Annotated in this window: 23 protein-coding genes; 18 read left to right on the forward strand and 5 right to left on the reverse strand. The window is 53.7% G+C overall.

The window, feature by feature from the left end; genetic code table 11:
• Positions 1–151 precede the first annotated feature (151 nt).
• Both OGY83_RS10410 and OGY83_RS10415 read left to right on the forward strand, forming a co-directional pair.
• Positions 152–922: an SDR family oxidoreductase gene (locus OGY83_RS10410; RefSeq protein ID WP_286635822.1), complete on the forward strand. Its 771-nt coding sequence runs from the start codon at positions 152–154 to the stop codon at positions 920–922.
• Positions 923–980: 58 nt separating this feature from the next.
• Positions 981–1,835, forward strand: a complete 855-nt coding sequence (locus OGY83_RS10415) for a co-chaperone YbbN (protein ID WP_048226259.1) — start codon at positions 981–983, stop codon at positions 1,833–1,835.
• Between the two features lie 80 nt (positions 1,836–1,915).
• On the opposite strand, the gene fetB is transcribed toward OGY83_RS10415, so the two are convergent.
• Both fetB and fetA read right to left on the reverse strand, forming a co-directional pair.
• A complete protein-coding gene (fetB, locus tag OGY83_RS10420) occupies positions 1,916–2,695 on the reverse strand; it encodes an iron efflux ABC transporter permease subunit FetB (protein ID WP_079938337.1) in 780 nt (259 codons plus the stop codon).
• Positions 2,682–3,359: an iron efflux ABC transporter ATP-binding subunit FetA gene (gene fetA / locus OGY83_RS10425; RefSeq protein ID WP_123268432.1), complete on the reverse strand. Its 678-nt coding sequence runs from the start codon at positions 3,357–3,359 to the stop codon at positions 2,682–2,684. The genes fetB and fetA overlap by 14 nt, the downstream gene beginning before the upstream one ends.
• 134 nt (positions 3,360–3,493) lie before the next feature.
• On the opposite strand from fetA, the gene OGY83_RS10430 reads away from it, so the two are divergent.
• The 4 genes from OGY83_RS10430 to OGY83_RS10445 are packed head-to-tail and all read left to right on the forward strand — an operon-like array spanning position 3,494 to position 7,716.
• Positions 3,494–4,411, forward strand: a complete 918-nt coding sequence (locus OGY83_RS10430) for an SPFH domain-containing protein (protein WP_003831073.1) — start codon at positions 3,494–3,496, stop codon at positions 4,409–4,411.
• Positions 4,408–4,866: an NfeD family protein gene (locus tag OGY83_RS10435; protein WP_286635823.1), complete on the forward strand. Its 459-nt coding sequence runs from the start codon at positions 4,408–4,410 to the stop codon at positions 4,864–4,866. Before OGY83_RS10430 ends, OGY83_RS10435 begins: the two co-directional genes overlap by 4 nt.
• Positions 4,867–4,885: 19 nt before the next feature.
• Entirely contained in the window at positions 4,886–7,030 is a 2,145-nt protein-coding gene (locus OGY83_RS10440) for a PA5441 family protein (protein ID WP_286635824.1), read from the forward strand.
• Positions 7,000–7,716 (forward strand): DUF3142 domain-containing protein, encoded by a 717-nt coding sequence (locus OGY83_RS10445; RefSeq protein ID WP_286635825.1) that lies wholly within the window; start codon positions 7,000–7,002, stop codon positions 7,714–7,716. Before OGY83_RS10440 ends, OGY83_RS10445 begins: the two co-directional genes overlap by 31 nt.
• On the opposite strand, the gene cueR is transcribed toward OGY83_RS10445, so the two are convergent.
• The gene (gene cueR, locus OGY83_RS10450; protein WP_079938421.1) at positions 7,713–8,123 is read right to left on the reverse strand and encodes a Cu(I)-responsive transcriptional regulator; all 411 of its coding nucleotides are present in this window, start codon (positions 8,121–8,123) and stop codon (positions 7,713–7,715) included. The genes OGY83_RS10445 and cueR overlap by 4 nt on opposite strands.
• Before the next feature lie 290 nt (positions 8,124–8,413).
• On the opposite strand from cueR, the gene OGY83_RS10455 reads away from it, so the two are divergent.
• From OGY83_RS10455 to ybaK, 10 genes are all read left to right on the forward strand, one after another.
• Positions 8,414–10,558, forward strand: coding sequence for a TonB-dependent receptor plug domain-containing protein (locus tag OGY83_RS10455; protein ID WP_286635826.1), 2,145 nt, complete (start codon positions 8,414–8,416; stop codon positions 10,556–10,558).
• A gap of 2 nt (positions 10,559–10,560) precedes the next feature.
• Positions 10,561–11,385 carry a heme/hemin ABC transporter substrate-binding protein gene (locus OGY83_RS10460; protein WP_079938342.1) on the forward strand — a complete coding sequence of 275 codons (825 nt, stop codon included), beginning with the start codon at positions 10,561–10,563 and terminating at the stop codon, positions 11,383–11,385.
• A gap of 18 nt (positions 11,386–11,403) precedes the next feature.
• A complete protein-coding gene (gene hutW / locus OGY83_RS10465; protein ID WP_286635827.1) occupies positions 11,404–12,741 on the forward strand; it encodes a heme anaerobic degradation radical SAM methyltransferase ChuW/HutW in 1,338 nt (445 codons plus the stop codon).
• Positions 12,742–12,753: 12 nt separating this feature from the next.
• Positions 12,754–13,248, forward strand: coding sequence for a heme utilization cystosolic carrier protein HutX (gene hutX / locus OGY83_RS10470; RefSeq protein WP_286635828.1), 495 nt, complete (start codon positions 12,754–12,756; stop codon positions 13,246–13,248).
• Positions 13,248–13,871, forward strand: coding sequence for an anaerobilin reductase (chuY, locus tag OGY83_RS10475; protein ID WP_286635829.1), 624 nt, complete (start codon positions 13,248–13,250; stop codon positions 13,869–13,871). Before hutX ends, chuY begins: the two co-directional genes overlap by 1 nt.
• A 51-nt stretch (positions 13,872–13,922) precedes the next feature.
• A complete protein-coding gene (locus OGY83_RS10480; RefSeq protein WP_286635830.1) occupies positions 13,923–14,915 on the forward strand; it encodes a FecCD family ABC transporter permease in 993 nt (330 codons plus the stop codon).
• Complete coding sequence (locus OGY83_RS10485) at positions 14,912–15,682, forward strand: heme ABC transporter ATP-binding protein (RefSeq protein ID WP_286635831.1); 771 nt, start codon at positions 14,912–14,914, stop codon at positions 15,680–15,682. Before OGY83_RS10480 ends, OGY83_RS10485 begins: the two co-directional genes overlap by 4 nt.
• A 361-nt stretch (positions 15,683–16,043) precedes the next feature.
• Complete coding sequence (copA, locus tag OGY83_RS10490; protein WP_032942557.1) at positions 16,044–18,545, forward strand: copper-exporting P-type ATPase CopA; 2,502 nt, start codon at positions 16,044–16,046, stop codon at positions 18,543–18,545.
• 153 nt (positions 18,546–18,698) lie between these two features.
• Positions 18,699–19,493, forward strand: a complete 795-nt coding sequence (locus OGY83_RS10495) for a TraB/GumN family protein (RefSeq protein ID WP_286635832.1) — start codon at positions 18,699–18,701, stop codon at positions 19,491–19,493.
• A gap of 201 nt (positions 19,494–19,694) precedes the next feature.
• Positions 19,695–20,174: a Cys-tRNA(Pro)/Cys-tRNA(Cys) deacylase YbaK gene (gene ybaK, locus OGY83_RS10500; RefSeq protein ID WP_003831056.1), complete on the forward strand. Its 480-nt coding sequence runs from the start codon at positions 19,695–19,697 to the stop codon at positions 20,172–20,174.
• Between the two features lie 241 nt (positions 20,175–20,415).
• Here ybaK and ushA read toward each other — a convergent pair whose 3' ends face one another.
• A complete protein-coding gene (gene ushA / locus OGY83_RS10505; RefSeq protein WP_286635833.1) occupies positions 20,416–22,068 on the reverse strand; it encodes a bifunctional UDP-sugar hydrolase/5'-nucleotidase UshA in 1,653 nt (550 codons plus the stop codon).
• Positions 22,069–22,242: 174 nt separating this feature from the next.
• On the opposite strand from ushA, the gene OGY83_RS10510 reads away from it, so the two are divergent.
• Both OGY83_RS10510 and ybaL read left to right on the forward strand, forming a co-directional pair.
• Positions 22,243–23,463 carry an MFS transporter gene (locus OGY83_RS10510; RefSeq protein ID WP_286635834.1) on the forward strand — a complete coding sequence of 407 codons (1,221 nt, stop codon included), beginning with the start codon at positions 22,243–22,245 and terminating at the stop codon, positions 23,461–23,463.
• Between the two features lie 225 nt (positions 23,464–23,688).
• Complete coding sequence (gene ybaL / locus OGY83_RS10515) at positions 23,689–25,368, forward strand: YbaL family putative K(+) efflux transporter (protein ID WP_003021783.1); 1,680 nt, start codon at positions 23,689–23,691, stop codon at positions 25,366–25,368.
• 45 nt (positions 25,369–25,413) lie between these two features.
• Here ybaL and gsk read toward each other — a convergent pair whose 3' ends face one another.
• Positions 25,414–26,718 carry an inosine/guanosine kinase gene (gene gsk, locus OGY83_RS10520; RefSeq protein WP_003021781.1) on the reverse strand — a complete coding sequence of 435 codons (1,305 nt, stop codon included), beginning with the start codon at positions 26,716–26,718 and terminating at the stop codon, positions 25,414–25,416.
• Positions 26,719–26,792: the final 74 nt, after the last annotated feature.

The following is a 26,792-nucleotide window of genomic DNA, read 5'->3' on the forward strand; positions in this document are numbered from 1 at the left end:
GTATGAAGGCGGCAAGTGAGAGAGTTCCCAGGAGCATAGATAACTATGTGACTGGGGTGAGCGAGCGTAGCCAACGCACAGACAACTTGAAGTATGACGGATATAGTAAATCACGACTCGTAATTCAACGGAGATCCTGACAGGTAAAGTTATGCAAAAATCGGTCTTAATAACAGGATGTTCCAGCGGAATCGGCCTGGAAAGTGCGCTTGAGCTAAAGCGCCAGGGTTTTCAAATTCTGGCAGGCTGTCGCAAACCTGACGATGTCGCGCGTATGAACAGCATGGGATTCACCGGCGTATTGCTGGATCTGGACTCACCCGAAAGTGTGGATCGCGCCGCCGACGAGGTGAACGCCCTGACCGATAATCGTTTATATGGGATCTTTAACAACGCCGGATACGGCGTTTATGGCCCCCTGCCCACCATCAGCCGCGAACAGATGGAGCAGCAGTTTTCCGCCAACTTCTTTGGCGCACATCAGCTTACCATGCGCCTGTTGCCCGCCATGTTACCCCACGGTGAAGGGCGCATTGTGATGACCTCATCGGTGATGGGATTGATCTCAACGCCGGGACGTGGGGCCTATGCCGCCAGCAAATATGCGCTGGAAGCCTGGTCCGACGCGCTGCGTATGGAACTGCGCCACAGCGGGATTAAGGTCAGCCTGATTGAACCCGGCCCCATTCGCACCCGCTTTACCGAAAACGTCAACCAGACCCAGAGCGATGCTCCTGTGGAAAACCCCGGCATTGCCGCGCGTTTTACGCTGGGACCAGAAGCGGTTGTCGCCAAAGTGCGTCATGCGTTTGAGAGCGATAAACCGAAGCTACGTTATCCGGTTACGTTGGTGACCTGGGCAGTGATGCTGCTTAAACGCCTGTTGCCAGGCCGCATAATGGACAAAATTTTACAGGGTTGAGTTGAAGCTCGCGCGTCAGCCCCCATGTAACAAGAAATCGACAAAAGAGAGTAACTCCATGTCCACACAGAATATTGTTAACATTAACGAATCGAACCTACAGCAGACCCTTGAACAGTCGATGACCACGCCGGTCCTGTTCTATTTTTGGTCTGAGCGCAGCCAGCATTGTCTGCAATTAACGCCAGTACTGGAGAGCCTTGCCGCCCAGTATAACGGTCAGTTTATTCTCGCTAAGCTGGACTGCGACGCCGAGCAGATGATCGCCTCCCAGTTTGGTCTGCGCGCGATCCCTACAGTTTATCTGTTCCAGAACGGCCAGCCGGTCGATGGATTCCAGGGCCCGCAACCGGAAGAAGTTATTCGCGCGCTGCTGGAGAAAGTGCTGCCGAGCGAAGAAGAGCTGAAAGCACGCCAGGCTATCGAATTCATCGAAGCCGGTAATCACGCGGATGCACTGCCGTTGCTGAAAGAAGCCTGGCAGATCTCCAACCAGAGCAGCGAAATTGGTCTGCTGCTGGCGGAAACACAAATCGCCCTGAACCGTTCTGATGAAGCCGAAGCGGTACTGAAAACCATTCCGTTGCAGGATCAGGACACCCGCTATCAGGGGCTGATCGCACAGATTGAACTGCTGAAGCAGGCAGCTGATACGCCGGAAATCCAACAGTTGCAGCAGCAGGTCGCCAGCAATCCGCAGGATGCGGCACTGGCAACACAGTTGGCTATTCAGTTACACCAGGTCGGACGTAATGAAGAATCACTGGAATTACTGTTCAGCCACCTGAAGAAAGATCTTACGGCTGCCGATGGTCAGGCACGTAAGACCTTCCAGGAGATCCTCGCCGCACTGGGTACGGGCGATGCGCTGGCCTCGAAGTACCGCCGCCAGCTGTACGCGCTGCTGTACTAATCCATTTGATTTTGCCCGATGGCGCCTGCGCGCTTATCGGGCCTGTAAATTCGACAAATACCGATCAATCCGGCATCACATCACGTCTTTTTCAAATGCGTTACAACTAATTGGTGGCGCGAATTATAGAATTTTCGATAAGTTAAGTAGCAGGCAATAATGGTCGACAGGCTGGCGGTTGATAGCAGCATAAACGTCACCATAATCTGATACTTAATCGCTTTTACCGGGTCAATACCTGCAAAGATCAATCCTGACATCATCCCCGGTAAACTCACCAGCCCCACGGTCTTCGCTGAATCAATCGTCGGGATCAGCGAGGCGCGAATGCTGTCGCGAATAAGCGGCGCAGAGGCCACTTTCGGCGTTGCGCCGAGGCTGAGTTTTTCCTGAATTTGCTGCTGTTCGCTGTTAAATCGCTGGCCCAAATTGTTGTAACACAGCCCCACCGCAACCATCGCATTACCTGCAATCATGCCGGAGATCGGGATGACCTGCATCGGTGTGAACTCGATAGAGCCAGAAAGAACCAACACCGAAAGCGTTAACCCCGCCCCCGCCGTGATGGCAATAAACGACGAGAGAAAAGCGTTATCAATATATTTACTGCGTTTTTGCGCGTTATAGGCCGCGTTAAAGCAGATAAACAGCACCATCAATAAGGTCAGAATGCTATGGTTGACGCCGAAAATATATTTCAGCACGTAGCCTACGATAATAAGCTGAACCACTGCCCGGCAAACGCTCCAGAGAATATCTTTTTCCAGCGCCAGCTTTTCTTTGTTGCTGATCAGTATCGCGACCACCACCAGCATCATCGCTAATGCCAGGGATTCATTGGTAATATTATGCTCGTTCATTGCTTACTTCCTGCATTTCACCTGCGTGCGGTTGAAGGGTTATGACGTTATCTGCATGATCAATTTCATCTTTGTCATGCGTCACCCACAGCACAGCAATATTCTTATCGCGAACATAGTGGTGAATTAATTCGTTCACATTACGCTTGTTGGCTTCATCCAGCGCGCTGGTGATTTCATCAAGCAGCAGAATTTTAGGCAGAAACTGCAAATTACGAATTAACGAGACGCGCTGCTTTTCGCCGCCGGACAGTTCATTGATGTTTTTTTTGAGGATCGTCTCGGGTAACTCAAAGCGGGCCAGATCGGTCAGAAACACATCTGGATCCGGACTTTTATTGCGGATTTGCCAGGGGAAAATGAGATTGTCGTAAACGGTGTCACCAAACAAAGCGGGCGTTTGCGCGCAATAAGAGACCTGCTGGCGATACGTTTCCGGCTTGAGGGTATTTATCTCTTTGCCCTCAAAGAGAATCTCACCACCAGTCGGACTTATTAACGACGCCACAATCTTGAGTAACGTACTTTTACCGCAGCCGGACTGACCGGTAATCAGCTTAAATTCTCCGGCGCGGAGATCAAAACAGATGTTATTAAGAACCTGCGTCGCCCCTGCCTGCCATGCGACATTTTTTAACTGAAGCAGAATGCTGCTTTCTTCCATTACCAATCCCTTTTTTACCTCTTTCGTGCTGACAGTGTATCCCTGTAATTTATTATAGGGGAGCTCACCTTGATAAATCGGGTATAATTTGACTAATGAGGCAGTAAAGGACAGCACAACAGGAGGTTTCATCAATGCTCATTTTTATTCCTATTCTTATTTTTGTCGCGCTGGTGATCGTCGGCGCAGGCGTCAAAATCGTCCCGCAGGGATATCAGTGGACGGTAGAACGTTTTGGCCGTTACACCAAAACCCTGCAACCGGGTTTAAGCCTTGTTGTACCGTTCATGGACCGCATTGGTCGTAAGATCAACATGATGGAACAGGTGCTTGATATCCCCTCTCAGGAAGTCATCTCCAAAGATAACGCCAACGTCTCGATTGATGCTGTGTGCTTTATTCAGGTGATCGACGCGCCGAAAGCCGCGTATGAAGTCAGCAACCTGGAACTGGCGATCATCAACCTGACCATGACCAACATTCGTACGGTTCTCGGCTCGATGGAGCTCGATGAAATGCTCTCCCAGCGCGACAACATCAACACGCGCCTGCTGCATATCGTTGATGAGGCCACGAATCCCTGGGGCATCAAAATCACCCGTATTGAGATCCGTGACGTGCGTCCTCCTGCGGAACTTATCGACGCCATGAACGCGCAAATGAAAGCCGAACGAACCAAGCGCGCCTACATTCTTGAAGCAGAAGGGATCCGTCAGGCAGAAATCGTCAAAGCCGAAGGTGAGAAGCAGTCGAAAATCCTCATCGCGGAAGGTGAACGCCAGTCCGCGTTTTTACAGGCTGAAGCGCGTGAACGTTCCGCAGAAGCAGAGGCCCGCGCAACGCAGATGGTGTCTGAGGCCATTGCCGCCGGAGATATTCAGGCCGTGAACTACTTCGTGGCGCAGAAATACACCGAAGCGCTGCAGCATATCGGTTCGTCGAATAACAGCAAAGTGGTGATGATGCCGCTGGATGCCAGTAGCCTGATGGGCTCCATTGCCGGGATCGCCGAACTGGTTAAGGACAGCGCCAGCGAGCGGAAAAAATCATGATAGCGATGATTCTGGTGCACCCGCACATCTTCTGGCTCAGCCTCGGCGGTTTGCTACTCGCCGCCGAGATGCTGGGCGGCAACGGCTATCTGCTGTGGAGCGGCGTGGCTGCGGTGATTACCGGTCTTGTCGTCTGGCTCGTTCCGCTGGACTGGGCGTGGCAGGGGGCAATGTTCGCTGCCCTCACTCTGCTGGCGGCCTGGCTGTGGTGGAAGTGGCTGGCAAAGCGCGTTCAGGAACAGAAACCCGCCGACAGCCATCTGAACCAGCGCGGACAACAGCTGGTTGGCCGTCGATTTATTCTGGAAACCGCCCTGGTCAATGGCCGGGGACATATGCGCGTCGGCGACAGCTCCTGGCCCGTTAGCGCCCGCGATGATTTGAGCGCCGGAATGCAGGTTGAAGTCATTGCCGTTGAGGGAATCACCCTGATTATAAAAGCGGTATCACACTAAAGAGACAGGAAATAAGACTATGGTCAGGAAGACACCCCTTGCCTTTGCCCTTTGCACATTACTGACCGCCGCTCCGCAGGCATTCGCTTCGTTCGATATGGAAGACTGCAAATGGAGCGACGACAGCTGTCTACTAAAGGGAACGCCGACCTTTAACCCTGAAAACGACAGCCGTGACAACCTGCTGCGGCTGCTGAGCCAGGAAAAATCATTTGCTCTGCCGGTGCAATCAATGCCCGCAGACATCACCCGCTCCCGTGATTTCTATTTTGCCTATCACCCGCAGTGGGATGAGGCCGCCCCGCAGCCAGCCGCTGCTCCGGCATCCGCCGCAGACAGCCCTCTCTCCCGACAGATGGCCGAGCTGAACATTAGCGCCGACGAAATAAACATCAACGACGCTGAGCTTGAGAACCGCCATGTTTCGAATAACACCGAGAGCGTCAGCGCGTTTTTTGCCGCGCTGTTGGCCGATTCCACGTTAACGGCGGAGCAGCGTCAGGCCTTAGCCCAGGCGCGTACAGGATTGCTTTCCGGAGCAACCCGCGAGCAAATTGAGTCTGCTCTTGCCACTTTCCCGGCAGATTCTCCTGCTCTGCCCTATAAAAGCTATCTGGCAGCAGCCGCCAGTTTCTATGCCGGTGATTATGCCAGCGCCGAACGGGATTTCACTCAGCTTGCCAAAAGCGATCGTCCGTGGCTGGCAGAGACCGCGCAATACATGCTGATGCGCACGGCGTTGAACAAGAGCAGTCAGAACAGCGTAGGCGAGTACGGCGATTTTGATATCGCGAAAATTAACCGCGAGGACGCTACTCAGGCTCAGACGCTGGCGCAGGCCTATTTGCAGCGTTTTCCTCAAGGACTCTACGCCGACTCAGCGCGCAGCATGTTGCGCCGGATTAACTGGTATTTACAGTCATGGCCGCAGTTAGCCGGGTTGTATGAGCAGACGCTTCAGCAGTCGGCTGACGCACATCAACTGCGCGAAAATGTCATCGAATACGATAATGTCTATGGCATGGCGTTCTACGACCAGTCCGTCGTTGAGGCCTTCCCCGACGCGCCGCGAGTCAGCTATATCGAACTGCTACGCGCGTTGCGCCTGGATAACAACAGCAAACCGACGCTGACGCAGGCACAGCTCGATGCCAGCAAACCGGTGTTTGAACAGAGCCAAAAACTGGCGCTGTGGCGCGATCTGCAACTGAATCTGTGGCTGGCGACGAGCAACTACGCCGCGATTATTCAGGCAGTTACGCCAGCGCAGAAGCTTGCCGCTCACGATACTCTCGCCTTCAGCGAACAGGTACTTTACGGCGAAGCACTAATGGGTCAGAAGAAATGGGCCGAGGCGCGCGATTTCTGGCAGCAGTTGTTAAAACTCAGCCAGGATAACGAACAGCAGCAATATGTACAGGCCAAACTGGCCGCCACGCTGGTGTATAGCGGCGACGTGGCAGCAATCTTCGCACCGAATAGCGCTGTGACCAACCTGCGCTTTCGCTCGCAGGTGCTGAAAACACAGGCCACACCAGAACTGCTGCGCCAGCAGACCGTCCACGGTCCTAATAACGAAGAGCGTACCATTGCGCTGCATACGCTGCTGGTGCGGGATCTTACTGAAAACCGCTTTAGCGACTGGCTGAATGACAGAAAACTGGCCAGCGCAATTACGCCTCCGGTCATTGGCGAAGCGTTTGCTGACGTTAACCTGAGCATATTCGACTGGAATGGCGACACGGCGCAGGCGGGCTATACGTGTCGCAGCCTCAATGAAACGGTAACGGTATTGAGCAAAAAAGCGGATGATGCTCACGCGCTGAACTGCCTGGGCGAATTCTTCCGCACCACGCAAACACATGTTGATCTGTGGAAAAACAGCGCTGGCAACGACGTGCTTGAATCAGCTATCTCGCGCAAGAAACCGTTGGGCCAGTTCGACAGACAGAGTTACTACCAGCAGGTAATCACCTCGCCCACCGCGGAAGTCGAAGATAAGAGCTTCGCGCTGTATCGCGCCATCATGTGTTATGCGCCGTCAGGCGCTAACGAATGTGGCGGTGAGGAAGTGGATAAACTGCAGCGTAAGGGCTGGTTCACCCAACTGAAAACGCAGTATCCGGGAAGCCCGTGGGCGCAAAAACTCAAATACTACTGGTAACCGCACTGCTGCTGGGCCAGGCACAGGCGGCGGATATCGTCGCCGCCCGTGAGCATCCAGCCTTCTGGCTGTGGTCCGGAGTGAAGGCCAGTGACGAGCTGAAAAACGCGCAAACGGTCTATCTACATCAGGGCGAAGTTCTGATTCGCTCCGGTAACGTGGTTTTCCAGCGTCTCGGTTTGCCGGTCAGTCGTCTGTCTTTTCCCTCAATCTGGCTGACCGTACGCTTTACCACCCTCGACGTACCGGAAGAGATCCCGGCGCGTATCATACGGTTGATGCAGCGCTGGCAGACCGCCGGGAATCACGTCGTCGGCCTGCAGGTTGATTTTGACGCAGCGACCCATCAGCTTGCCGACTACGCGCACTTTCTACAACAGTTGCGCCAACGGCTACCAACCGAATTTGCACTTGGCGTAACCGGACTACTGGATTGGGCAAAAACGGGCGACGTCGCCACGCTGAACGAGCTGGCGGTCGATGAACTGGTGGTGCAAAGCTATCAGGGGCGTCACACGGTGACGAATTATCAGGCGTATTTGCCCGCGCTCAGCCACCTGCGCATTCCATTCAAGCTGGGACTGGTGCAAAACGGTAACCGTGATCCACAGGCTGAAGCGCAGCTTGAGAAATCCCCGTGGTATCGCGGCACGGTGGTGTTTATGCTCAATCCCTCTCGCCGTTAAGCCTTGGCTTTGTGATGGCAGCAGCCTGAGAGATTATCAATGATTGGGCATTCGGCGCTATCGTCGCCGGGGCAACTGTCTGCCAGCGCCAGCAAATGCAAGCGCATGGCCTGCAATTCTCTGATATGCCGCTCAATGTCCGCCACTTTTTCTAACGTGCGCTTTTTCACATCCGCGCTGTGACGCGCCGGATCGTTAAACAGGTTTACCAGCTCGCCGCACTCTTCCAGGTTAAAACCAACCTGGCGCGCCTGGCGCAGCAGAGTCAGTTCATTCAGATGCTGTTGGTTGTAAGTGCGATAGCCATTGTCACTACGCAGCGGCGGCGTCACCAGTCCTTTCTCTTCATAAAAGCGAATGGCTTTGCTGGTTAAACCGGTTTTTTTCGCAACATCACTAATATTCACATTTCCCCCGCGGTGCTTGTTGGTGCTGAGCCACATTATAGCCCAGATTGCCGTAATCGTTTACCCGAGAACCCGGCACATTTCCCACCAACACCGCAATGCACAAGTCCTTTTAATTCACATTGTTATATCCGGTTCAGATCACATTTCTGCATTTATTGACCGCACAAAATTGACTCAAATCAAAAGGTGTATTGGTTCTGCACCTTTCGTCTTGAACAAAAGGAAACAATTTTATATATAAACGCGAATGATAATGATGATCATTTACATTCAATAAAGGTTCTCTTATGTTGCCACGGATTAACCAAAGGCCATTTATTCTTTCAGCCCTGACATTATGCATGTCCGGCGCTGCTTCTGCAGCTACCTCTACAACACACGCTTCAACGCCCGACGATGATACGGTGATCGTCACGGCTAACCGCTCTGAAAGTAGTCTCTGGGATAGCCCGGCAACTATTCAGGTTATCGATCGCCAGACGCTGCAAAACTCCACCAGCGTTTCTATTGCTGATGATTTACAAGATATTCCCGGCGTCGAAGTCACCGATAACGCCCTTGCTGGTCGGAAACAAATTCGTATCCGTGGCGAAGCCTCTTCGCGGGTGCTGATTTTGATAGACGGTCAGGTCGTCAGCTACCAGCGCGCCGGACAAAACTACGGAGCCGGTTTGCTGATTGACGAATCCGCACTGGAACGAATTGAAGTGGTCAAAGGCCCCTACTCTGTCCTCTACGGTTCGCAGGCGATTGGCGGCGTCGTGAACTTTATTACCAAAAAAGGCGGCGATAAGCCTCTCGGCGGCAGCGTTAAGGCCGTTTATAACTCCGCAACGGCAGGATGGGAAGAATCAGCAGCGGCCTGGGGCAGCATCGGAAACTTTGACTACCGCATCAATGGCAGCTATTCCGACCAGGGGGACCGCGATACGCCTGACGGAAGATTGCCCGACACCAACTTCCGTAATAACGGCCAGGGCGTATGGCTTGGCTACAACTTCGATCGCCATAAAATCGGACTCTCCCTCGATCGGTACAAACTGTCTACTCAAACCTGGTTTGACGATCCAGAGGGCCAGTTCGACGACTTTAGCGTCAAAATACCTAAGCTGGAACGCGAGAAAATCGGTCTTTTCTACGACTATGCGGCCGACGGAGATTACCTGAAGAAAATCCATGTTGACGCATACACCCAGACAATAGAGCGCAAATTTGAAAACCGGGTCAAAACGACCCAGGTAATCCCCAGCCCGGCGATTAAAGCGCTGACGATAAACAATCAAACCAATACCAACGACAAACAGTATACCCAGGGAGTAACGCTGCAGGGCAATTTCTCCCTTCCCGCTAACAACGAACTGGTGATTGGCACTCAATATCAGCATGACAAAATCAAACAGGACACGGACGGCAGTACGCGCCAGACCGCAGCTACTGGCTTCTTCGATACGCAAACCCGTACCCTGTCATACAACGAAGCGGAGCAAAGCAACACCTCATTGTTCGCGCAAAACGACTGGCGCTTTGCCGATAACTGGACGTGGACCGTTGGCGCACGTCAGTACTGGCTGTCTTCGAAGCTCAATCGCAACGATACGCAAACCCTGCAAAGCAGCGGCAGCACCTGGCAATCCACCGGGGGAAATTCAGTACACGATGATGAACTGGTGACCTCAACCAACCTACGCTATTCCGGTTTTAAAGATCTTGAACTCCGGGCAGCATATGCCCAAGGCTACGTCTTCCCCACGCTGACTCAGCTGTTTATGCAGACGTCCGCAGGCGGAAGCGTGACCTACGGCAACCCAAACCTGAAGGCGGAACACTCGAATAACTATGAGCTGGGCGCACGGTATAAAGGGAATATGTGGCTGATTGACGGCGCCATTTATTACTCCGAAGCCAAAGACTATATCGCCAGCCTGGCCTGTTCAGGCCAACCCGTTTGCAGCGGTAATACCACCTCTTCACGGGGCGGCTATTACTACTACGAAAACATCGATCGGGCCAAAACCTGGGGCATGGAACTCACCGCAGAATACAACGGCTGGGCGGTTTCACCCTACCTGAGCGGTAATCTCATTCGCCGTCAGTACGAAGGCAATACCCTAAAAACCTGGGATACCGGCGAACCCACGCTGACCGGGCGCGTCGGCCTGAAACATACCTGGTTGATGAATGTCGCTAACGTGACGTCCGATGCCTTTATCCGCGCGGCGTCCAGCGCTAAAGATAATACCGGCGCCACGGAAATTAACTACCCAGGCTGGGCCACACTTAACCTCGCATTCAACACCGAGTTCGGTCCGCAGGACCAGTATCAGGTCAACCTCGCGCTCAACAACCTGACCGACAAGCGTTACAGAACCGCACATGAATCTATCCCAGACGCTGGTTTCAATGCCGCCGTTGGCTTTGCGTGGAATTTCTGACGATGAAAAAACTCATGATTGGCTTACTGAGCCTCGCCTGCGTTTTCAGTGCCCAGTCCGCCGACCGCCTGGTGGTGGCGGGCGGCTCGCTTAGCGAACTGATATACGCCATGGGCGTCGGCAACCGGGTGGTCGGCGTTGATGAAACCACCTCGTATCCGCCCGAAACTGCCGCACTCCCGCATATCGGCTACTGGAAGCAGTTAAGCAGCGAGGGCATTTTATCGCTGCATCCGGACAGCTTTATCACCTGGCAGGATGCAGGTCCCCAAATCGTGTTGGATCAGCTGCGGGCGCAAAAGGTTAACGTCGTGACGTTGCCGCGCGTACCGGCCACCGTCGAACAGATGTACGCCAACATTCGGGAACTGGCTACAACACTGCACATTTCTGACCAAGGCGAGGCGTTAGTCAATCGCCTGCAGCAACGTCTGGAGCGTGTTCAGCACAGCGTGGCGGCGAAAAACGCGCCGGTAAAAGCGATGTTCATTCTCTCTGCTGGCGGCAGTGCGCCGCAGGTCGCCGGAAAAGGCAGCGTTGCCGATGCCATTATGACCCTCGCAGGCGCACAAAATGTCGCCACCCACGCGCAGTATAAAAGCTACAGCGCGGAGTCACTGATCGCTGCCAACCCGGAAGTGATCGTGGTGACGTCGCAAATGGTGGATGGCGATCTGGCTCGTCTGAGCGCAATTGCCGGTATTACCCATACTGCGGCCTGGAAAAACCAGCGCATTGTGGCGGTAGACCAGGCGCTGATTCTGGGGATGGGACCTCGCGTCGCCGATGCGGTTGAAGCCCTACACCAGCAATTCTGGCCTCACTAACTGGATTTATTAAGAAGAATGAAAACTGAACACTCGCTGGATCTCACCGCGCATTTTGCGCTCGAGGGAAGTCAGCCATTTAAGGATCGCCGCGCCACGATGCCCTGGCGTGGGGCGATCCCGGTTGCCAAAGAGCTATTGTCACAAACCTGGCAGGAGGTCATCAGCCAGCCAACCCCGCCGCGTAAACGGCTGGTGTACTTGCATATCCCTTTTTGTGCAACACATTGTACTTTCTGCGGTTTTTATCAAAACCGGTTTGAAGAAGACAACTGCGCCCGCTACACCAAAGCGCTGTTGCGCGAAATAGAGATGGAAGCTGATAGCGCATTACATCAGTCGGCCCCCATTCACGCCGTCTATTTTGGCGGCGGTACGCCTTCTGCGCTGTCTGCACAGGACCTGGCCAGAATCATCACCGCGCTGCGTGACAAGCTACCGCTGGCGCCGGACTGCGAAATCACCATTGAGGGGCGAGTGCTCAATTTTGACGATGCGCGAATCGATGCCTGCCTTGACGCTGGCGCCAATCGATTTTCAATCGGTATTCAGTCTTTTAACAGCCGAATTCGCAAGAAAATGGCGCGTACTTCGGACGGCCCGACTGCGACGGCCTTTATGCAGGGACTGGTAAAACGGGATCGTGCCGCCGTGGTGTGCGATCTGCTGTTTGGTCTGCCAGGACAAGACGCAAAACTGTGGGGCGAGGATCTGGCGATTGCTCGCGACATCGGCCTCGATGGCGTAGATCTTTATGCGCTGAATCTGATCCCTAATACACCGCTTGGCAAAGCGGTTGAAACCGGGCGCACAACCGTTCCCTCTCCCGCCGAACGCCGCGATCTCTATCTTCAGGGCTGCGATTTCATGGACAGCGCGGGCTGGCGCTGCATCAGCAACAGCCACTGGGCGCGTACCACACGGGAACGCAATCTGTATAACCTGCTGATTAAACAGGGTGCAGACTGTCTGGCATTCGGCTCTGGCGCAGGAGGGTCAGTCAATGGCTATTCCTGGATGGTCGAGCGCAACCTGAATACATGGCATGAATCTATCGCCGCCGGAAAAAAACCGCTAATGATGATGATGCGCACCGCCGAGCGTGGTTTCCAGTGGCGACACACTCTCCAGGCCGGTATTGAGACGGCCCGCGTTCCGCTGGATGAACTGACGCCTCATGCACAAAAACTGGCCCCGCTACTGACCCAATGGCATCACGCAGGACTGACGCGAGATGCCAGCACCTGTGTACGCCTGACTAATGAAGGGCGTTTTTGGGCGAGCAATATTTTGCAGTCTCTTGATGAACTGATTCAGGCACTTAACGCGCCGCGCATTGCGGTAGAGCAACCATAAAAGGAGTGAATTATGAGCCATGTCTCTTTACAGGATTTTTTGAAAACTGAGCCGGACGGTACGCTGGAAGCTATCGCAGCCCAGTACAACACTACATTGCTGGAGGTGGTGAAAAACCTCCCTTCCCCGACGCTGGTTTCCGGCAGTCAATTTGATACCGTCTGGGAAACCGTCTGCGAATGGGGCAAAGTCACCACCCTGGTCCATACTGCTGATGTCATTCTGGAATTCACCGGTGAATTACCTTCCGGATTCCACCGCCACGGTTACTTCAACCTGCGCGGAAAAAAAGGCATGACCGGGCATATCAAGGCAGAAAACTGCACGCATATTGCTCTGATTGAACGCAAATTTATGGGAATGGACACCGCGTCCATTCTCTTCTTCAACCAGGCGGGTAGCACTATGTTCAAAATCTTCCTCGGTCGCGATGAGCATCGACAGCTACTGGCCGAACAGGTCAGCGCCTTTCACGCGTTGTCTTCATCTTTAAAGGAACATGCCTGATGGCTCCATGGCTCATTTTTGGTGCAGGTGGTAGCGGCGTCGGCGCGAAAACGCTGGAACTCGCGTTGGCGGAGCATCGTCCAGTGATTGCCGTCGTTCGCAATCCCCAGGTCGCTGCCGGGCTGCAGGAAAAAGGTGTGCAGGTCTTTATTGGCGATGCTTGCGACAGCCAGGTCACCGCCTGTGCCTGTCGCGCAGCGGGTCAGCATGCCACGGTGATCTCCTCCATGGGTGGTGCCCAGGATTATCTGGCGCACAGAACCGTCATTGATGAAGCAGAAAAAGCTGAGATCAAACGCATGATTCTGGTCACCTCCCTGGGCTGTGGCGACAGTTGGCCCTTTTTGTCCCCGCGCGCCAGGGCCGCATTTGGCCAGGCCGTACGGGAAAAATCGTTGGCTGAAAGCTGGCTACAAACCAGTCAACTGGACTACGCCATTCTCCGCCCCGGCGGTTTGCTGAACGGTGAAGCCACAGGCCTGGCGCAACGAATACAGGCCGAGGAGTGTCATGGCTTTGTGATGCGCGCAGATGTTGCCAGGCACATTCACGAACTGGCCACGGCGCCGGCACTCAATAACCAGATTTACAGTTTAGTTGAGCCGGGACTGAAACCCGCGTAAACCCCTCGCGGCGCGGAAATTTCGCGCCGCAAAGACGTTATGGAGCGTTGCGTGCTTAAGGACTCGCTTTCTTCCGTCAGCATTCTGACGGGCCTTTCTCTCTTGCTGGTCGCTCTGATGCTGTTCGGTGCCAGCCAGGGGGCGTTGAACATTAGCTTCAACGCCCTGTTCAACGACGAATACCGTGATATCTGGTTGAACATCCGCCTGCCCCGCGTGCTGCTGGCCGTTTTGGTCGGTGCTGCGCTGGCTACGGCAGGGGTCATTATGCAGGGGCTTTTTCGCAATCCAATGGCCGATCCTGGCCTGCTTGGCGTCAGCAGCGGCTCCGCGCTGATGGTCGGCATCGCGATAATTATCCCCTTTTCATTCCCCGTAGTGCTGGTGTTGTATGAGCAGATGATTTTTGCCGTCGCGGGCAGCATGGTGGTCTGCACGATTATTTTCCTGATAAGCCAGCGTCATAACCACGGCGGAATGATGCAACTGCTGTTAGCCGGTATCGCTATCAATGCTCTGTGCGGTTCGGCTATTGGTGTGCTGAGCTATGTGGGCGACGAACAGCAGCTACGTCAACTTACGCTGTGGATGATGGGGAGTCTCGGCCAGGCCCAGTGGCCAACGCTGCTGGTTGCCAGCACGTTTATTCTTCCAGCCATTGCTGTCACTGTCTGTCTGGCGGGAACGCTTAATTTGCTGCAATTGGGTGATGAAGAGGCGCATTACCTCGGCGTAAACGTCAAACGTAAGCGCCAGCAGCTACTGTTGCTCAGCTCGCTCCTTGTCGGTGCTGCCGTTTCCGTCAGCGGCGTGATTGGCTTTATTGGCCTAGTGATCCCGCATCTGATCAGAATGACTACCGGCGCCGATCATCGCTGGTTGATTCCCTGCTCTACGCTGGCCGGCGCCTGTTTACTGCTGATTGCCGACACGCTGGCCCGCACACTTGTTCAGCCTGCCGAAATGCCCGTTGGCCTGTTAACCAGCCTGATCGGCGGACCGTATTTCCTGTGGTTAATACTGCGTAGCCGGAGGATGTCATGATCGTCGCTGAAAATCTGGTCTACCACATTCAGGGCAGACGACTGACCGATGACGTTTCTCTGACGCTACCTGATGGAGAAATCATCGCGATTCTTGGTCCGAATGGGGCCGGAAAATCGACGCTGCTTCGCCAGCTTACGGGCTATCTGCAGCCCCACAGCGGGCGTTGTAGCTTGTTTGGCAAGCCGCTGAACGAGTGGTCAATCACCGAGCTGGCAAAAACCCGCGCCGTGATGCGCCAGAACAGTCATATGGCCTTCCCGTTTAGCGTGCAGGAGGTCATCCGCATGGGCAGGCATCCGTATCGTACGCGCAACACGGGAGATGAAACGGAGCACATCATGACATTGTGTGACTGTCAGGCGCTGGCCACGCGCGATTACCGACATCTGTCGGGAGGAGAACAACAGCGGGTACAGCTGGCGCGCCTGCTGGTTCAGCTTTGGGAGCCCGAACCCAGGCCAAAATGGCTGTTTCTCGATGAACCCACCTCCGCCCTGGATATTCACCACCAACAGCATCTTTTTCGTCTGCTGCGTCATCTGGTAGGTGAACGACAGTTCAGCGTCTGCTGCGTCCTGCACGATCTCAACCTTGCGGCGCGCTATGCTGACCGCGTGGTATTGATGGAACGCGGCAGGATAGTTGATAACGGTCGTCCGCAGGATGTTCTGCAGCAATCGTCGCTAAATGCACTGTACGGTGCCGATCTCACGGTGATGAATGAACCGGAGCATCAAACGCCGCTTATTGTTCTCAATCAATAACAGTACGTGTACTCCCCTCAGCAAGGCTGAGGGGGAACACAAGAGCGATAATGCACGTTGCTGTTAGTAAAAGTATTGCTTCATATTTCCACCCTTTATTTTTATATTTTTATCCTATATTTTCATATAGTTATAAAACAAACATTTATAATTCCTTTATCTAAAATTAGTCAACTGATGCAACAAAAAAAGCCCTGCAGATTTCGCAAGGCTTTATCTTTGTTTTGTGGACACTTTTTCGAAGTGTGAACGCTGATTTAAAAATCGATTCTCAATCAGCGATCTAAATGCTTGACCTTCCCCTAGATGGAAGGTTTAACCTTTATCACAGTCAGTTAATCCTGCAATAAAGGAGTTGGTTATGTCTCAAACAATCGATCTAACCCTGGACGGCTTGTCCTGTGGTCACTGCGTAAAACGCGTTAAAGAGAGTCTGGAACAACGTCCGGACGTTGAGCAAGCGGATGTCACTGTGACTGAAGCGCACATCACCGGGAGCGCCAGTGCTGAAGCGCTGATTGAAACCATCAAACAAGCCGGTTACGGCGCGGAGTTAAGCCACCCAAAGGCTAAACCGCTGACGGAGTCATCAATCCCGTCGGAAGCACTGGCAGCGGTCCCTTCCGAGCTTCCGGCAGCTACGGCTGATGATGACAGCCAACAGTTGCTGTTAAACGGCATGAGCTGCGCCAGCTGTGTTATCCGCGTACAAGATGCTCTGCAAAGCGTACCGGGTGTCACGCAGGCACGGGTAAACCTGGCGGAACGAACTGCGCTGGTAATGGGCAGTGCGTCCGCCGACCAATTAGTGAAAGCGGTGGAGAAAGCGGGCTACGGCGCAGAAGCTATTGAAGATGATGTTAAGCGCCGCGAGCGTCAGCAAGAAACCGCCGTGGCAACCATGAAACGTTTTCGCTGGCAGGCGGCCGTCGCGCTGCTGTTGGGTATCCCTGTCATGGTATGGGGAATGATTGGTGAAAACATGATGGTCACTGCCGACAACCGCAGCCTGTGGCTGACGATTGGTCTGGCAACGCTTGCCGTGATGGTTTTCGCGGGCGGTCATTTTTACCGCAATGCGTGGAAAAGCCTGATGAACGGCACCGCGACCATGGATACACTGGTGGCGCTGGGTACGGGGGTGGCATGGCTTTATTCCATGAGCGTCAACCTCTGGCCGCAATGGTTCCCGATGGAAGCAAGACACCTCTATTATGAAGCCAGTGCGATGATTATCGGTCTGATTAACCTCGGGCACATGCTGGAAGCGCGGGCTCGTCAGCGCTCGTCCAAAGCACTGGAAAAATTACTCGATCTGACACCACCGACCGCGCGTGTTGTTACCGACGAAGGTGAAAAGAACGTGCCGCTGGCAGACGTTCAGGCGGGAATGTTGCTGCGCCTGACCACCGGTGACCGCGTTCCGGTAGATGGCGAAATCACTCAGGGCGAAGCCTGGCTGGATGAAGCCATGCTGACCGGAGAGCCTATTCCGCAACAAAAAGGCGAAGGCGATAGCGTCCACGCCGGTACGGTCGTACAGGACGGCAGCGTGCTGTTCCGCGCCAGTGCCGTTGGCAGCCACACCACACTGTCACGCATTATTCGTATGGTGCGCCAGGCGCAAAGCAGTAAACCGGAGATTGGTAAACTGGCTGACCGTATCTCCTCAGTGTTCGTTCCGGTCGTCGTCGTCATTGCGCTGGTGAGTGCGGCAATCTGGTATTTCTTCGGGCCGGCACCACAAATTGTTTATACGCTGGTGATAGCCACCACCGTACTGATTATTGCTTGCCCTTGTGCGCTGGGCCTGGCAACGCCAATGTCGATTATTTCCGGTGTGGGTCGTGCCGCTGAGTTTGGGGTTCTGGTACGTGATGCCGATGCGCTGCAGCGCGCCAGCACGCTCGATACCGTCGTGTTTGATAAGACCGGGACATTGACAGAAGGTAAACCGCAGGTTGTCGCCATCAAAACGTTTGGCAACACCGATGAAGCGCTGGCAATTCGTCTGGCAGCAGCCCTTGAACAGGGCTCCAGCCACCCGCTGGCCAGAGCGATACTGGACAAAGCCGGTGATGTTACGCTGCCACAGGTCAATGGTTTCCGTACGCTGCGTGGTTTAGGCGTCAGTGGCGAAACAGAGGGTCATACGCTGCTGCTGGGTAACCAGGCGCTGCTTAATGAACAGCAGGTAGATACCACTGAAATGGAAGCTGAAATCACCGCTCAGGCATCCCAGGGGTCAACCCCGGTCCTGTTGGCGATTGATGGCAAAGCGGCGGCGCTGTTAGCGGTGCGTGATCCACTGCGTAGCGACAGCGTGGCAGCACTTCAGCGCCTGCACCGCAACGGGTATCGTCTGGTGATGCTTACCGGTGACAACCCAACCACGGCTAACGCTATTGCCAAAGAAGCCGGTATTGATGAGGTGATTGCCGGTGTTCTGCCGGATGGTAAAGCCGAGGCGATTAAACGTCTGCAAAGCCAGGGGCGTCAGGTTGCCATGGTGGGTGACGGTATCAACGATGCACCTGCGCTGGCTCAGGCCGATGTCGGAATTGCCATGGGTGGCGGCAGCGATGTGGCGATTGAAACCGCCGCGATTACGCTGATGCGTCATAGCCTGATGGGCGTTGCGGATGCGCTGTCTATCTCCCGGGCAACGCTGCGTAATATGAAGCAGAACCTGGTCGGCGCGTTTATTTATAACAGCATCGGTATCCCCGTTGCCGCTGGGATCCTGTGGCCGTTCACCGGAACACTGCTGAATCCGGTCGTTGCAGGGGCGGCGATGGCGCTCTCCTCCATTACTGTGGTGAGCAACGCTAACCGACTGCTGCGCTTCAAACCGAAAGAGTAACCCTCTGCCGCATGGCGCTCACGCTTATCCGGCCTACAAAGTGCAGGTAACATTGTAGGCCGGATAAGACGATTTCGCGTCGCCATCCGGCGATTCTCGCATTGCACCTTCCTGGACCACGCGCTAGCATGAAAGTCTACTTAGGGAGGTCGTATGGATCTGTTATACCGGGTAAAAACATTTTTCACCGCGCTACGCGGCAACCACTATACCTGGCCTGCCATCGACATTTCATTGCCCGGCAACCGCCATTTTCATCTGATTGGCAGTATTCACATGGGCAGTCGCGATATGGCACCTCTGCCTGCCAAATTACTCAAAAAACTCAACCATGCCGACGCGCTGATTGTCGAAGCAGATGTTTCCGGTGACGACGCGCCGTTTGCTAACCTTCCTACATTTGCCGCACTCGAAGAACGTATCAGCCCGGAGCAGTTAGAAAACCTGCGTAAAGTCACCAGCGAACTGGGGATTTCCCCTTCTCTGCTGTCTACCCAGCCGTTGTGGCAAATCGCCATGATATTACAGGCGACACAGGCACAGCAGTTGGGGCTACGGGCGGAATACGGAATTGATTACCAATTGCTGAAAGCGGCAAAACAAGCGCATAAACCCGTCATCGAACTGGAAGGCGCATCCAGCCAAATCGAGCTGTTATGTCAGTTACCTGATAACGGGCTGGCCCTGTTGGACGATACTCTGACGCACTGGCATACCAATGCCAGATTGTTGCAACAGATGATGGGTTGGTGGCTTAAAACACCACCACGCAATAGCGAACTGACGCTTCCCAATACCTTTAGCCAGTCGTTGTATGACGTATTGATGCATCAACGCAACACCGCCTGGCGCGATCGGCTCAGAGCGATGCCTGCTGGTCATTACGTCGTGGCCGTTGGCGCGTTGCATCTGTACGGAGAAGGAAATTTGCCGGAGATGTTACGGTAAAAAAAATGGCCAATATTTCTATTGGCCCGTCAAAGAGGAATTTCATCATTATTATGATCCCAATGCTTAAAGCATCGGTGTAGTTCGATTGTCGCTCAAAGTCATCATCCTGCCAATACTATTGCGCAAGATGGTACTATTTTTTAGACAGACATCAGGCGTATGCTTGAGTCGTATTTTGTCTGGTCCAGGAAAATTGCTATGACACCCGCCGTTAAATTACTCGAAAAAAACAAAATCTCTTTCCAGATCCACACCTACGATCACGATCCGTCCGAGACGAACTTTGGTGATGAAGTGGTGCGCAAGTTAGGTCTGAATGCGGACCAGGTCTACAAAACGCTGCTGGTTGCCGTGAATGGCGATATGAAGCATCTGGCGGTTGCGGTCACGCCTGTAGCCGGTCAATTGGATCTCAAAAAGGTCGCTAAGGCGTTGGGGGCTAAAAAGGTCGATATGGCCGATCCAATGGTTGCGCAACGAACCACCGGTTATCTGGTGGGGGGGATCAGCCCATTAGGACAGAAAAAGAGATTGCCAACGCTCATTGATGCTCCTGCCCAGACGTTTGACACCATTTATGTTTCCGGCGGCAAACGCGGGCTGGATATCGAACTGGCAGCGGGCGATCTGGCGAAAATTCTGGATGCGAAATTCGCCGACATCGCCCGCCGTGATTAAGCGATTTTAGAATGATTGCCTGATGGCGCCCAGCTTTAAGGCCTACAAATCGAATACTCAACAGGGCGTTATTGGTGAAGGCAGTTTGGACGCGGCCAGCGCGCAGGAACCGGAGCGTACATGTAGTACGTGAGGATTATTCGCTACGCTCCCCCTCCGGGCCGCCCTGATGGGCGTTCAAAACTCTGTGAGTTTTGTCCGAGCACTGCCCGCGTTCAAAATGGCGAACAAAATAGCCCTGTTACTGCCAGGTAACTTCACCCTTCGGCTCATACATACTGGCATCCAGCGGTGAGTTCTTCTGCACGTACTCTTTCAGCACTTCCGCATCAATAAACCCGGTATTCACATAGCCTGGTTTGTTATCAATTCGCGGATAGCCATCGCCGCCGGTCGCGTTGAAGCTCAGGGTCGCCATACGATAGGTTTTGGCTGGGTCAACGGGTTCGCCTTTGATTTTCAAATCGTTAAGCTTGCCATCTTTCGCCACAAAGCTGACGTTAGCAAACTGCGGATAGGCCCCGGAGTCCGGCTTCATTTGCGCCACCGCGGCCAGATAGTCAATCACCTCTTTCCCACTCATGTCTGCATACACCACGATGTTTCCGAACGGCTGTACTTTCAGCACGCTCTTATAAGTGATATCGCCACCTTCGATGGAATCACGGATACCGCCGCCGCTCATCACGCCAAAATCAGCGCTGGTTCGCGCCATTTGCGCAGCCAGCAGCAAATGTCCCATGTTGGTCTGCACGAAACGGACTTTGCTTCGGTCGCCTTCGAGGCGCGCATTAACACTACCGATTTTCACGTCGAGCTGCGCTTTACCTTTATTCTGGAACGGCGTCAGCAACGAAAGCATTTGCTGATTTTCAGCTATTTCCGGGGTGTAGAGTACGCGCTCACTTTTACCGTTGTCCCAGGTCACTTTTTTCTTCAGGTTGACGGGAATGAGCTGGTAGTTAACCATTTTCATTTCGCCGTTACGGAACTCAAAGTCCGCCCGGCCCACGTATTTCCCCCACTCATGCGCCTGCACAATCCAGATCCCATTTTGCTTGTCTGGCGCACACGGCGTACCCGGTACGTAATCAACCTGCTTCTTGTTCTCTGAAGCCATACACACCGGATCCTGCGAGTGACCACCGACAATCATCGCCAGCGATCCCGCCGGCAGGCTACGCGCCATTTCGACATCGCCGGGGGCGTTCGAACCGTGGTTGCCGTTGTCATAATGTCCCATATGGGTGGTCGCGATAATGATGTCTGGCTTTTCACCCATATTCAGTTCCTGGATAACCAGTTTGGCTTCATCAGCAGGTTTACGGAACTCAATATCGGTAAAGAACTCGGGGTTGCCTATTTTAGCGGTATCGTCAGTGGTTAAACCGAGTACGGCAATTTTTAAATCCTGGCGCTTGAAGATGGCCCACGGCTTAAATAAACGCTCGCCGGTGCTTTTCTGATAGATATTGGCCGAGAGAAAAGGGAATTTGGACCATTTTTCCTGCTGGCGCAATACGGTCATAGGATTATCAAACTCGTGGTTTCCGACTGCCATTGCGTCATAGCCAATCAGGTTCATCCCACGAAAATCAGGTTCCGCATCCTGCAGATCGGACTCCGGTACGCCGGTATTAATGTCGCCACCGGAAAGCAACAGTACGCTGCCCCCTTCCTCTGCCACCTCTTTACGAATACCGTCCACCAGCGTTTTTTGCGCCGCCAGCCCGTACTCTCCGTATTCGCTGCGCCAGAAGTGACCGTGATGATCGTTGGTATGCAGAATGGTAATTTTGTAGGTTTTATCTTTTTCGTACGCCTGTGCAGGCTGACCTGCCAGCGTAAATGCGGCGAATAACGCCAGCGCCACGCCCCGTTTTAAAAACTTCATATTTCTCTCCCTGAGCCAAAATCAACAACTGAAATTACAATGATATGAAATAATAGTCGAAAATGTTTTCAGAAATGAGACTTCCTTCAAACACCTTCCGCAGGTATGTTAGTCAGGTAATAATAACAAAATAGATTACCCTCATAATCGCAACCCAAACAGAAGTGACTTTCTATGGCAATAAGTGAACCAACCCCGCCTGTGGCTGGCGCGTCAGCGTCGGTTGCTAAAGCACGCACCTCATTTGGCATTTTAGGAGCGATCAGCCTCTCCCATTTGCTAAACGATATGATTCAGTCGCTGATCCTGGCGATTTATCCGCTATTGCAGTCAGAGTTCTCGCTGACGTTTATGCAGATCGGGATGATCACCCTAACCTTCCAGCTTGCTTCTTCGCTGCTGCAACCGGTGGTGGGTTACTGGACGGACAAATACCCGATGCCGTGGTCGCTGCCCATTGGGATGTGCTTCACGCTGAGCGGGCTTGTTTTGCTGGCCATGGCCGGCAGTTTCCATATGGTGCTGCTCGCCGCGGCGCTGGTTGGCACCGGCTCTTCGGTATTTCATCCTGAATCGTCCCGCGTGGCACGCATGGCCTCCGGCGGTCGTCATGGCCTGGCACAGTCAATTTTCCAGGTTGGCGGTAACTTCGGTAGCTCTTTGGGACCCTTGCTGGCAGCTGTCATCATCGCGCCATATGGTAAGGGTAATGTGGCCTGGTTTGTTCTGGCTGCGTTATTAGCGATTGTCGTCCTGGCACAAATCAGCCGTTGGTACGCTGCGCAGCATCGGATGAGTAAAGGAAAACCGAAAGTCGCCATCGTAAATCCGTTACCGCGCAATAAAGTGGTGCTGGCAGTAAGCATCCTGCTGGTACTGATTTTCTCCAAATACTTCTATATGGCGAGCATCAGCAGCTATTACACCTTTTATCTGATGCAAAAATTCGGATTATCGGTACAAAACGCCCAGTTTCACCTGTTTGCTTTCCTGTTTGCCGTCGCGGCCGGGACGGTGATTGGCGGACCATTAGGCGATAAAATTGGCAGAAAATATGTTATTTGGGGCTCTATCCTCGGCGTTGCGCCATTTACCCTCGTTTTATCCTACGCAACGCTGGAATGGACCGGGATTTTAACCGTGATCATTGGTTTTATCCTCGCATCGGCGTTTTCTGCCATTTTGGTCTACGCGCAGGAGCTGCTTCCTGGGCGTATCGGCATGGTTTCTGGGCTATTTTTCGGTTTTGCCTTCGGCATGGGCGGCTTGGGAGCCGCGGTGCTAGGGCTGATAGCCGACCATACCAGCATCGATTTGGTCTACAAAATATGTGCTTTCCTGCCACTTCTGGGGATACTGACCATATTCTTACCTGATAACCGACACAAAGCCTGATTTTCTGACGGCCAAAAGTAAACTTTGGCCGTCATTACTTACAGTAGCCATCAGCCTTTACCTCTCATATATCGCTGTACTTTTCCGATCCGTGCTTTTTTGCGCGTAAAATCCCGTTTTCTTCAAAATTCAATAATTATTCATAAACATAAACATTAAAATTGTCATAAACTATTACTCGTAGTTTGGGTTTTTAGGATCATCACAGCAACCAAAGGAGACGGAATGCATCACGCCACCCCGCTTATCACCACCATTGTCGGCGGCCTTGTGCTCGCTTTTATATTAGGCATGATTGCCAATAAACTACGTATTTCTCCTCTGGTGGGATATCTGTTAGCGGGCGTTCTGGCCGGTCCATTTACACCTGGTTTTGTTGCTGATACTAAGCTCGCGCCTGAGCTGGCCGAGCTTGGCGTTATTCTGCTGATGTTCGGCGTGGGACTGCACTTTTCGTTGAAGGATTTGATGGCGGTAAAGTCTATCGCCATTCCCGGTGCGATTGCCCAGATAGCAGTGGCAACGCTGCTGGGTATGGCGCTTTCAGCCGTATTAGGCTGGTCGCTGATGGTAGGGATCGTGTTTGGTCTGTGTCTTTCAACCGCCAGTACCGTGGTGCTACTGCGTGCGCTTGAGGAACGACAGCTCATTGACAGCCAGCGCGGGCAAATTGCCATTGGCTGGCTGATTGTCGAAGATCTGATGATGGTACTGACGCTGGTTCTCCTGCCAGCCGTCGCCGGGATGCTGGAAAAAGAAGATGTTGGCTTCGCCTCGTTGGCCGTCGATATGGGCATTACCATCGGTAAGGTGGTGGCGTTTATCGCGATTATGATGCTGGTGGGTCGTCGCCTGGTACCGTGGATTATGGCCCGCAGCGCCGCAACCGGTTCGCGCGAACTGTTTACCCTCTCAGTCCTCGCTCTCGCCTTAGGTATCGCCTTTGGCGCAGTAGAGCTGTTCGATGTCTCCTTTGCGCTGGGCGCGTTCTTCGCCGGTATGGTGCTGAATGAATCTGAACTGAGCCACCGTGCGGCCCATGATACCCTGCCGTTGCGCGATGCGTTCGCCGTGCTGTTCTTTGTTTCCGTCGGGATGCTGTTCGATCCGTTAGTTCTGATCCAGCAGCCGTTGGCGGTACTGGGCACGCTGGCGATTATTATCTTTGGTAAATCCCTTGCCGCCTATTTCCTGGTGCGTCTGTTTGGTCACTCCCAACGTACGGCGCTCACCATTGCCACCAGCCTGGCGCAGATTGGTGAATTTGCCTTTATCCTGGCGGGTCTGGGAATGGCGCTAAACCTGCTGCCGCAGGCCGGACAGAATCTGGTGCTGGCTGGGGCAATCCTGTCCATCATGCTCAACCCGGTGCTGTTCGCGGTGTTAGAAAAATACCTCGCCAAAACAGAAACGTTGGAAGAGCAGACGCTGGAAGAGGCTATCGAAGAAGAGAAGCAAATTCCGGTGGATATCTGCAATCACGCCTTGCTGGTTGGCTTTGGCCGCGTCGGCAGCCTGCTGGGTGAGAAATTGATGGCTGCGGGGATCCCGCTGGTGGTTATTGAAACCTCACGTACCCGGGTGGATGAACTGCGCGAGCGTGGGATCCGCGCTGTGCTGGGAAATGCCGCCAACGAAGAGATTATGAATCTGGCGCATCTGGACTGCGCGCGCTGGCTGCTGCTGACCATTCCCAATGGTTATGAAGCGGGTGAAATTGTCGCTTCTGCACGTGAGAAATGCCCGTCGATTGAGATTATCGCCCGTGCGCATTATGACGATGAGGTGGAATATATTACCGAACGCGGCGCCAACCAGGTCGTCATGGGTGAGCGTGAAATCGCCCGCACCATGCTGGAGCTAATTGAAACGCCGCCTGCAGGTGAAGTTGCTACGGCCAGTTAATGTCCGTGCCGGATAGCGCTATTGCTTATCCGGCCTATGCAAGATTTAACGGTCCCAGTACGACTCTTCGAGACTGTCTTCACGTTCCGGCAAACCGCGCGTCAGGCGCGGTGAATGCTGGTTCAGCACCTGATAACTCACGCGATTAGCATACTTACACACCTGGGCTAACGACGAATAGGTCAGCCAGGTGAACTTGTGCTTGCTGGAGTTAGGCACGTTGCTGCGGTGATAGCTGTTGGCGGTAATATCATGCAGCAATGCCGCCAGCGCGCCATCACCCGCGCCGTTGGTATTCATTATCTTTTCAGGCCCGCCCATATACGGTGCGATGTGCGAATACACGCGCAGCGGATTGGTACAGTCTTTATGGCGCATGGCGCGGCTGAATTCGTACTGGTTAAATTCGGCAATAGCACCGGGCAGCAGCGGATGCTGGGTTTTACGTTTGACTTCTTCTTCCGTAAAGCCCGCCATATACAGACCCGCCGGCCCCGCAGTGCACAGCACCAGATCCACCCAATCCAGCGCCTTGTCAGACGCCAGCAGCGGATCGTTTTCGCCGGTCAGCGCTTCGGCCTCTTCTTCATTCATCGCCAGAATAGAGACATGCTCTTTCAGGAATGCCTGCCACCACTGTGGGTTATCGGCAATGACGAATTTGGTGCCCAGGGTCAGAACCACCGGCACATTGTGTTTTTTGGCATATTCAATCGCCTTCATGGTCGCTTCCGGCATCGGCTCACCCGGTTCGCAGCGCACCAGATAGGACGTCAGCACCAGCGCGGACGCGCCGGCAATCACCGATTCAGGGATGCTATCCGCCCGTAGTTTATTCATATGCCCAGGGCTGATTGCGAAGGTACGCTCACCTGACTCGCCAATCAGCGTAAAGCAGCGGCCAATCGGTCCGTTAACGCCTTGCAGGTAGTTCAGGTCGGTACGGCTGGAGGTATTGCATAAATAGCGGTACGCATAGCTGCCAATCTCGATATTGCTGCACATCACGCCCAGCAGCACCGAGCGGTCATCCGCCAGTACGGAGTAGTTGTGCATCGTGTTACCGATAGTACCGCCCGCAAACTGATGGGTGATCAAATTTTCACGCACCAGTTCCTGGTAGAGCGCTTCAGCAACATCATCGGCAATCACCAGAGAGTGCCCGGCGCTTAATCCATAACGTTTTACAAAATCATCATCCACTTTGGCTTCAATATCCACCAGCGTCTGGTCGATGCCCACCACCCAGGCTGCGCTGGTTTCATTTTCTGGCTGAATTTGTTGCAGCAACGGATCGCGCGCGCTGACGGGAAAATAGTGTTTGGATTTGCGTTTACCGGGAAATTTCATGGTCGATTTTACGGGTGGTTAACTGAGCGATGCATGGTAGCACATTCCCTGCCACGCATGCGATGCAGCGCTAA

It is taken from the genome of Citrobacter sp. Cpo090 (genome assembly GCF_030332665.1).
GTDB lineage: Bacteria > Pseudomonadota > Gammaproteobacteria > Enterobacterales > Enterobacteriaceae > Citrobacter > Citrobacter portucalensis.

Bases quoted from the DNA above. Each gene is read 5' to 3' on its own strand.
- OGY83_RS10410 (WP_286635822.1), top strand. From the start codon at position 152: ATGCAAAAATCGGTCTTAATAACAGGATGTTCCAGCGGAATCGGCCTG.
- OGY83_RS10415 (WP_048226259.1), top strand. From the start codon at position 981: ATGTCCACACAGAATATTGTTAACATTAACGAATCGAACCTACAGCAG.
- fetB (WP_079938337.1), bottom strand. From the start codon at position 2,695: ATGAACGAGCATAATATTACCAATGAATCCCTGGCATTAGCGATGATG.
- fetA (WP_123268432.1), bottom strand. From the start codon at position 3,359: ATGGAAGAAAGCAGCATTCTGCTTCAGTTAAAAAATGTCGCATGGCAG.
- OGY83_RS10430 (WP_003831073.1), top strand. From the start codon at position 3,494: ATGCTCATTTTTATTCCTATTCTTATTTTTGTCGCGCTGGTGATCGTC.
- OGY83_RS10435 (WP_286635823.1), top strand. From the start codon at position 4,408: ATGATAGCGATGATTCTGGTGCACCCGCACATCTTCTGGCTCAGCCTC.
- OGY83_RS10440 (WP_286635824.1), top strand. From the start codon at position 4,886: ATGGTCAGGAAGACACCCCTTGCCTTTGCCCTTTGCACATTACTGACC.
- OGY83_RS10455 (WP_286635826.1), top strand. From the start codon at position 8,414: ATGTTGCCACGGATTAACCAAAGGCCATTTATTCTTTCAGCCCTGACA.
- OGY83_RS10460 (WP_079938342.1), top strand. From the start codon at position 10,561: ATGAAAAAACTCATGATTGGCTTACTGAGCCTCGCCTGCGTTTTCAGT.
- hutW (WP_286635827.1), top strand. From the start codon at position 11,404: ATGAAAACTGAACACTCGCTGGATCTCACCGCGCATTTTGCGCTCGAG.
- hutX (WP_286635828.1), top strand. From the start codon at position 12,754: ATGAGCCATGTCTCTTTACAGGATTTTTTGAAAACTGAGCCGGACGGT.
- chuY (WP_286635829.1), top strand. From the start codon at position 13,248: ATGGCTCCATGGCTCATTTTTGGTGCAGGTGGTAGCGGCGTCGGCGCG.
- OGY83_RS10485 (WP_286635831.1), top strand. From the start codon at position 14,912: ATGATCGTCGCTGAAAATCTGGTCTACCACATTCAGGGCAGACGACTG.
- copA (WP_032942557.1), top strand. From the start codon at position 16,044: ATGTCTCAAACAATCGATCTAACCCTGGACGGCTTGTCCTGTGGTCAC.
- OGY83_RS10495 (WP_286635832.1), top strand. From the start codon at position 18,699: ATGGATCTGTTATACCGGGTAAAAACATTTTTCACCGCGCTACGCGGC.
- ybaK (WP_003831056.1), top strand. From the start codon at position 19,695: ATGACACCCGCCGTTAAATTACTCGAAAAAAACAAAATCTCTTTCCAG.
- ushA (WP_286635833.1), bottom strand. From the start codon at position 22,068: ATGAAGTTTTTAAAACGGGGCGTGGCGCTGGCGTTATTCGCCGCATTT.
- OGY83_RS10510 (WP_286635834.1), top strand. From the start codon at position 22,243: ATGGCAATAAGTGAACCAACCCCGCCTGTGGCTGGCGCGTCAGCGTCG.
- ybaL (WP_003021783.1), top strand. From the start codon at position 23,689: ATGCATCACGCCACCCCGCTTATCACCACCATTGTCGGCGGCCTTGTG.
- gsk (WP_003021781.1), bottom strand. From the start codon at position 26,718: ATGAAATTTCCCGGTAAACGCAAATCCAAACACTATTTTCCCGTCAGC.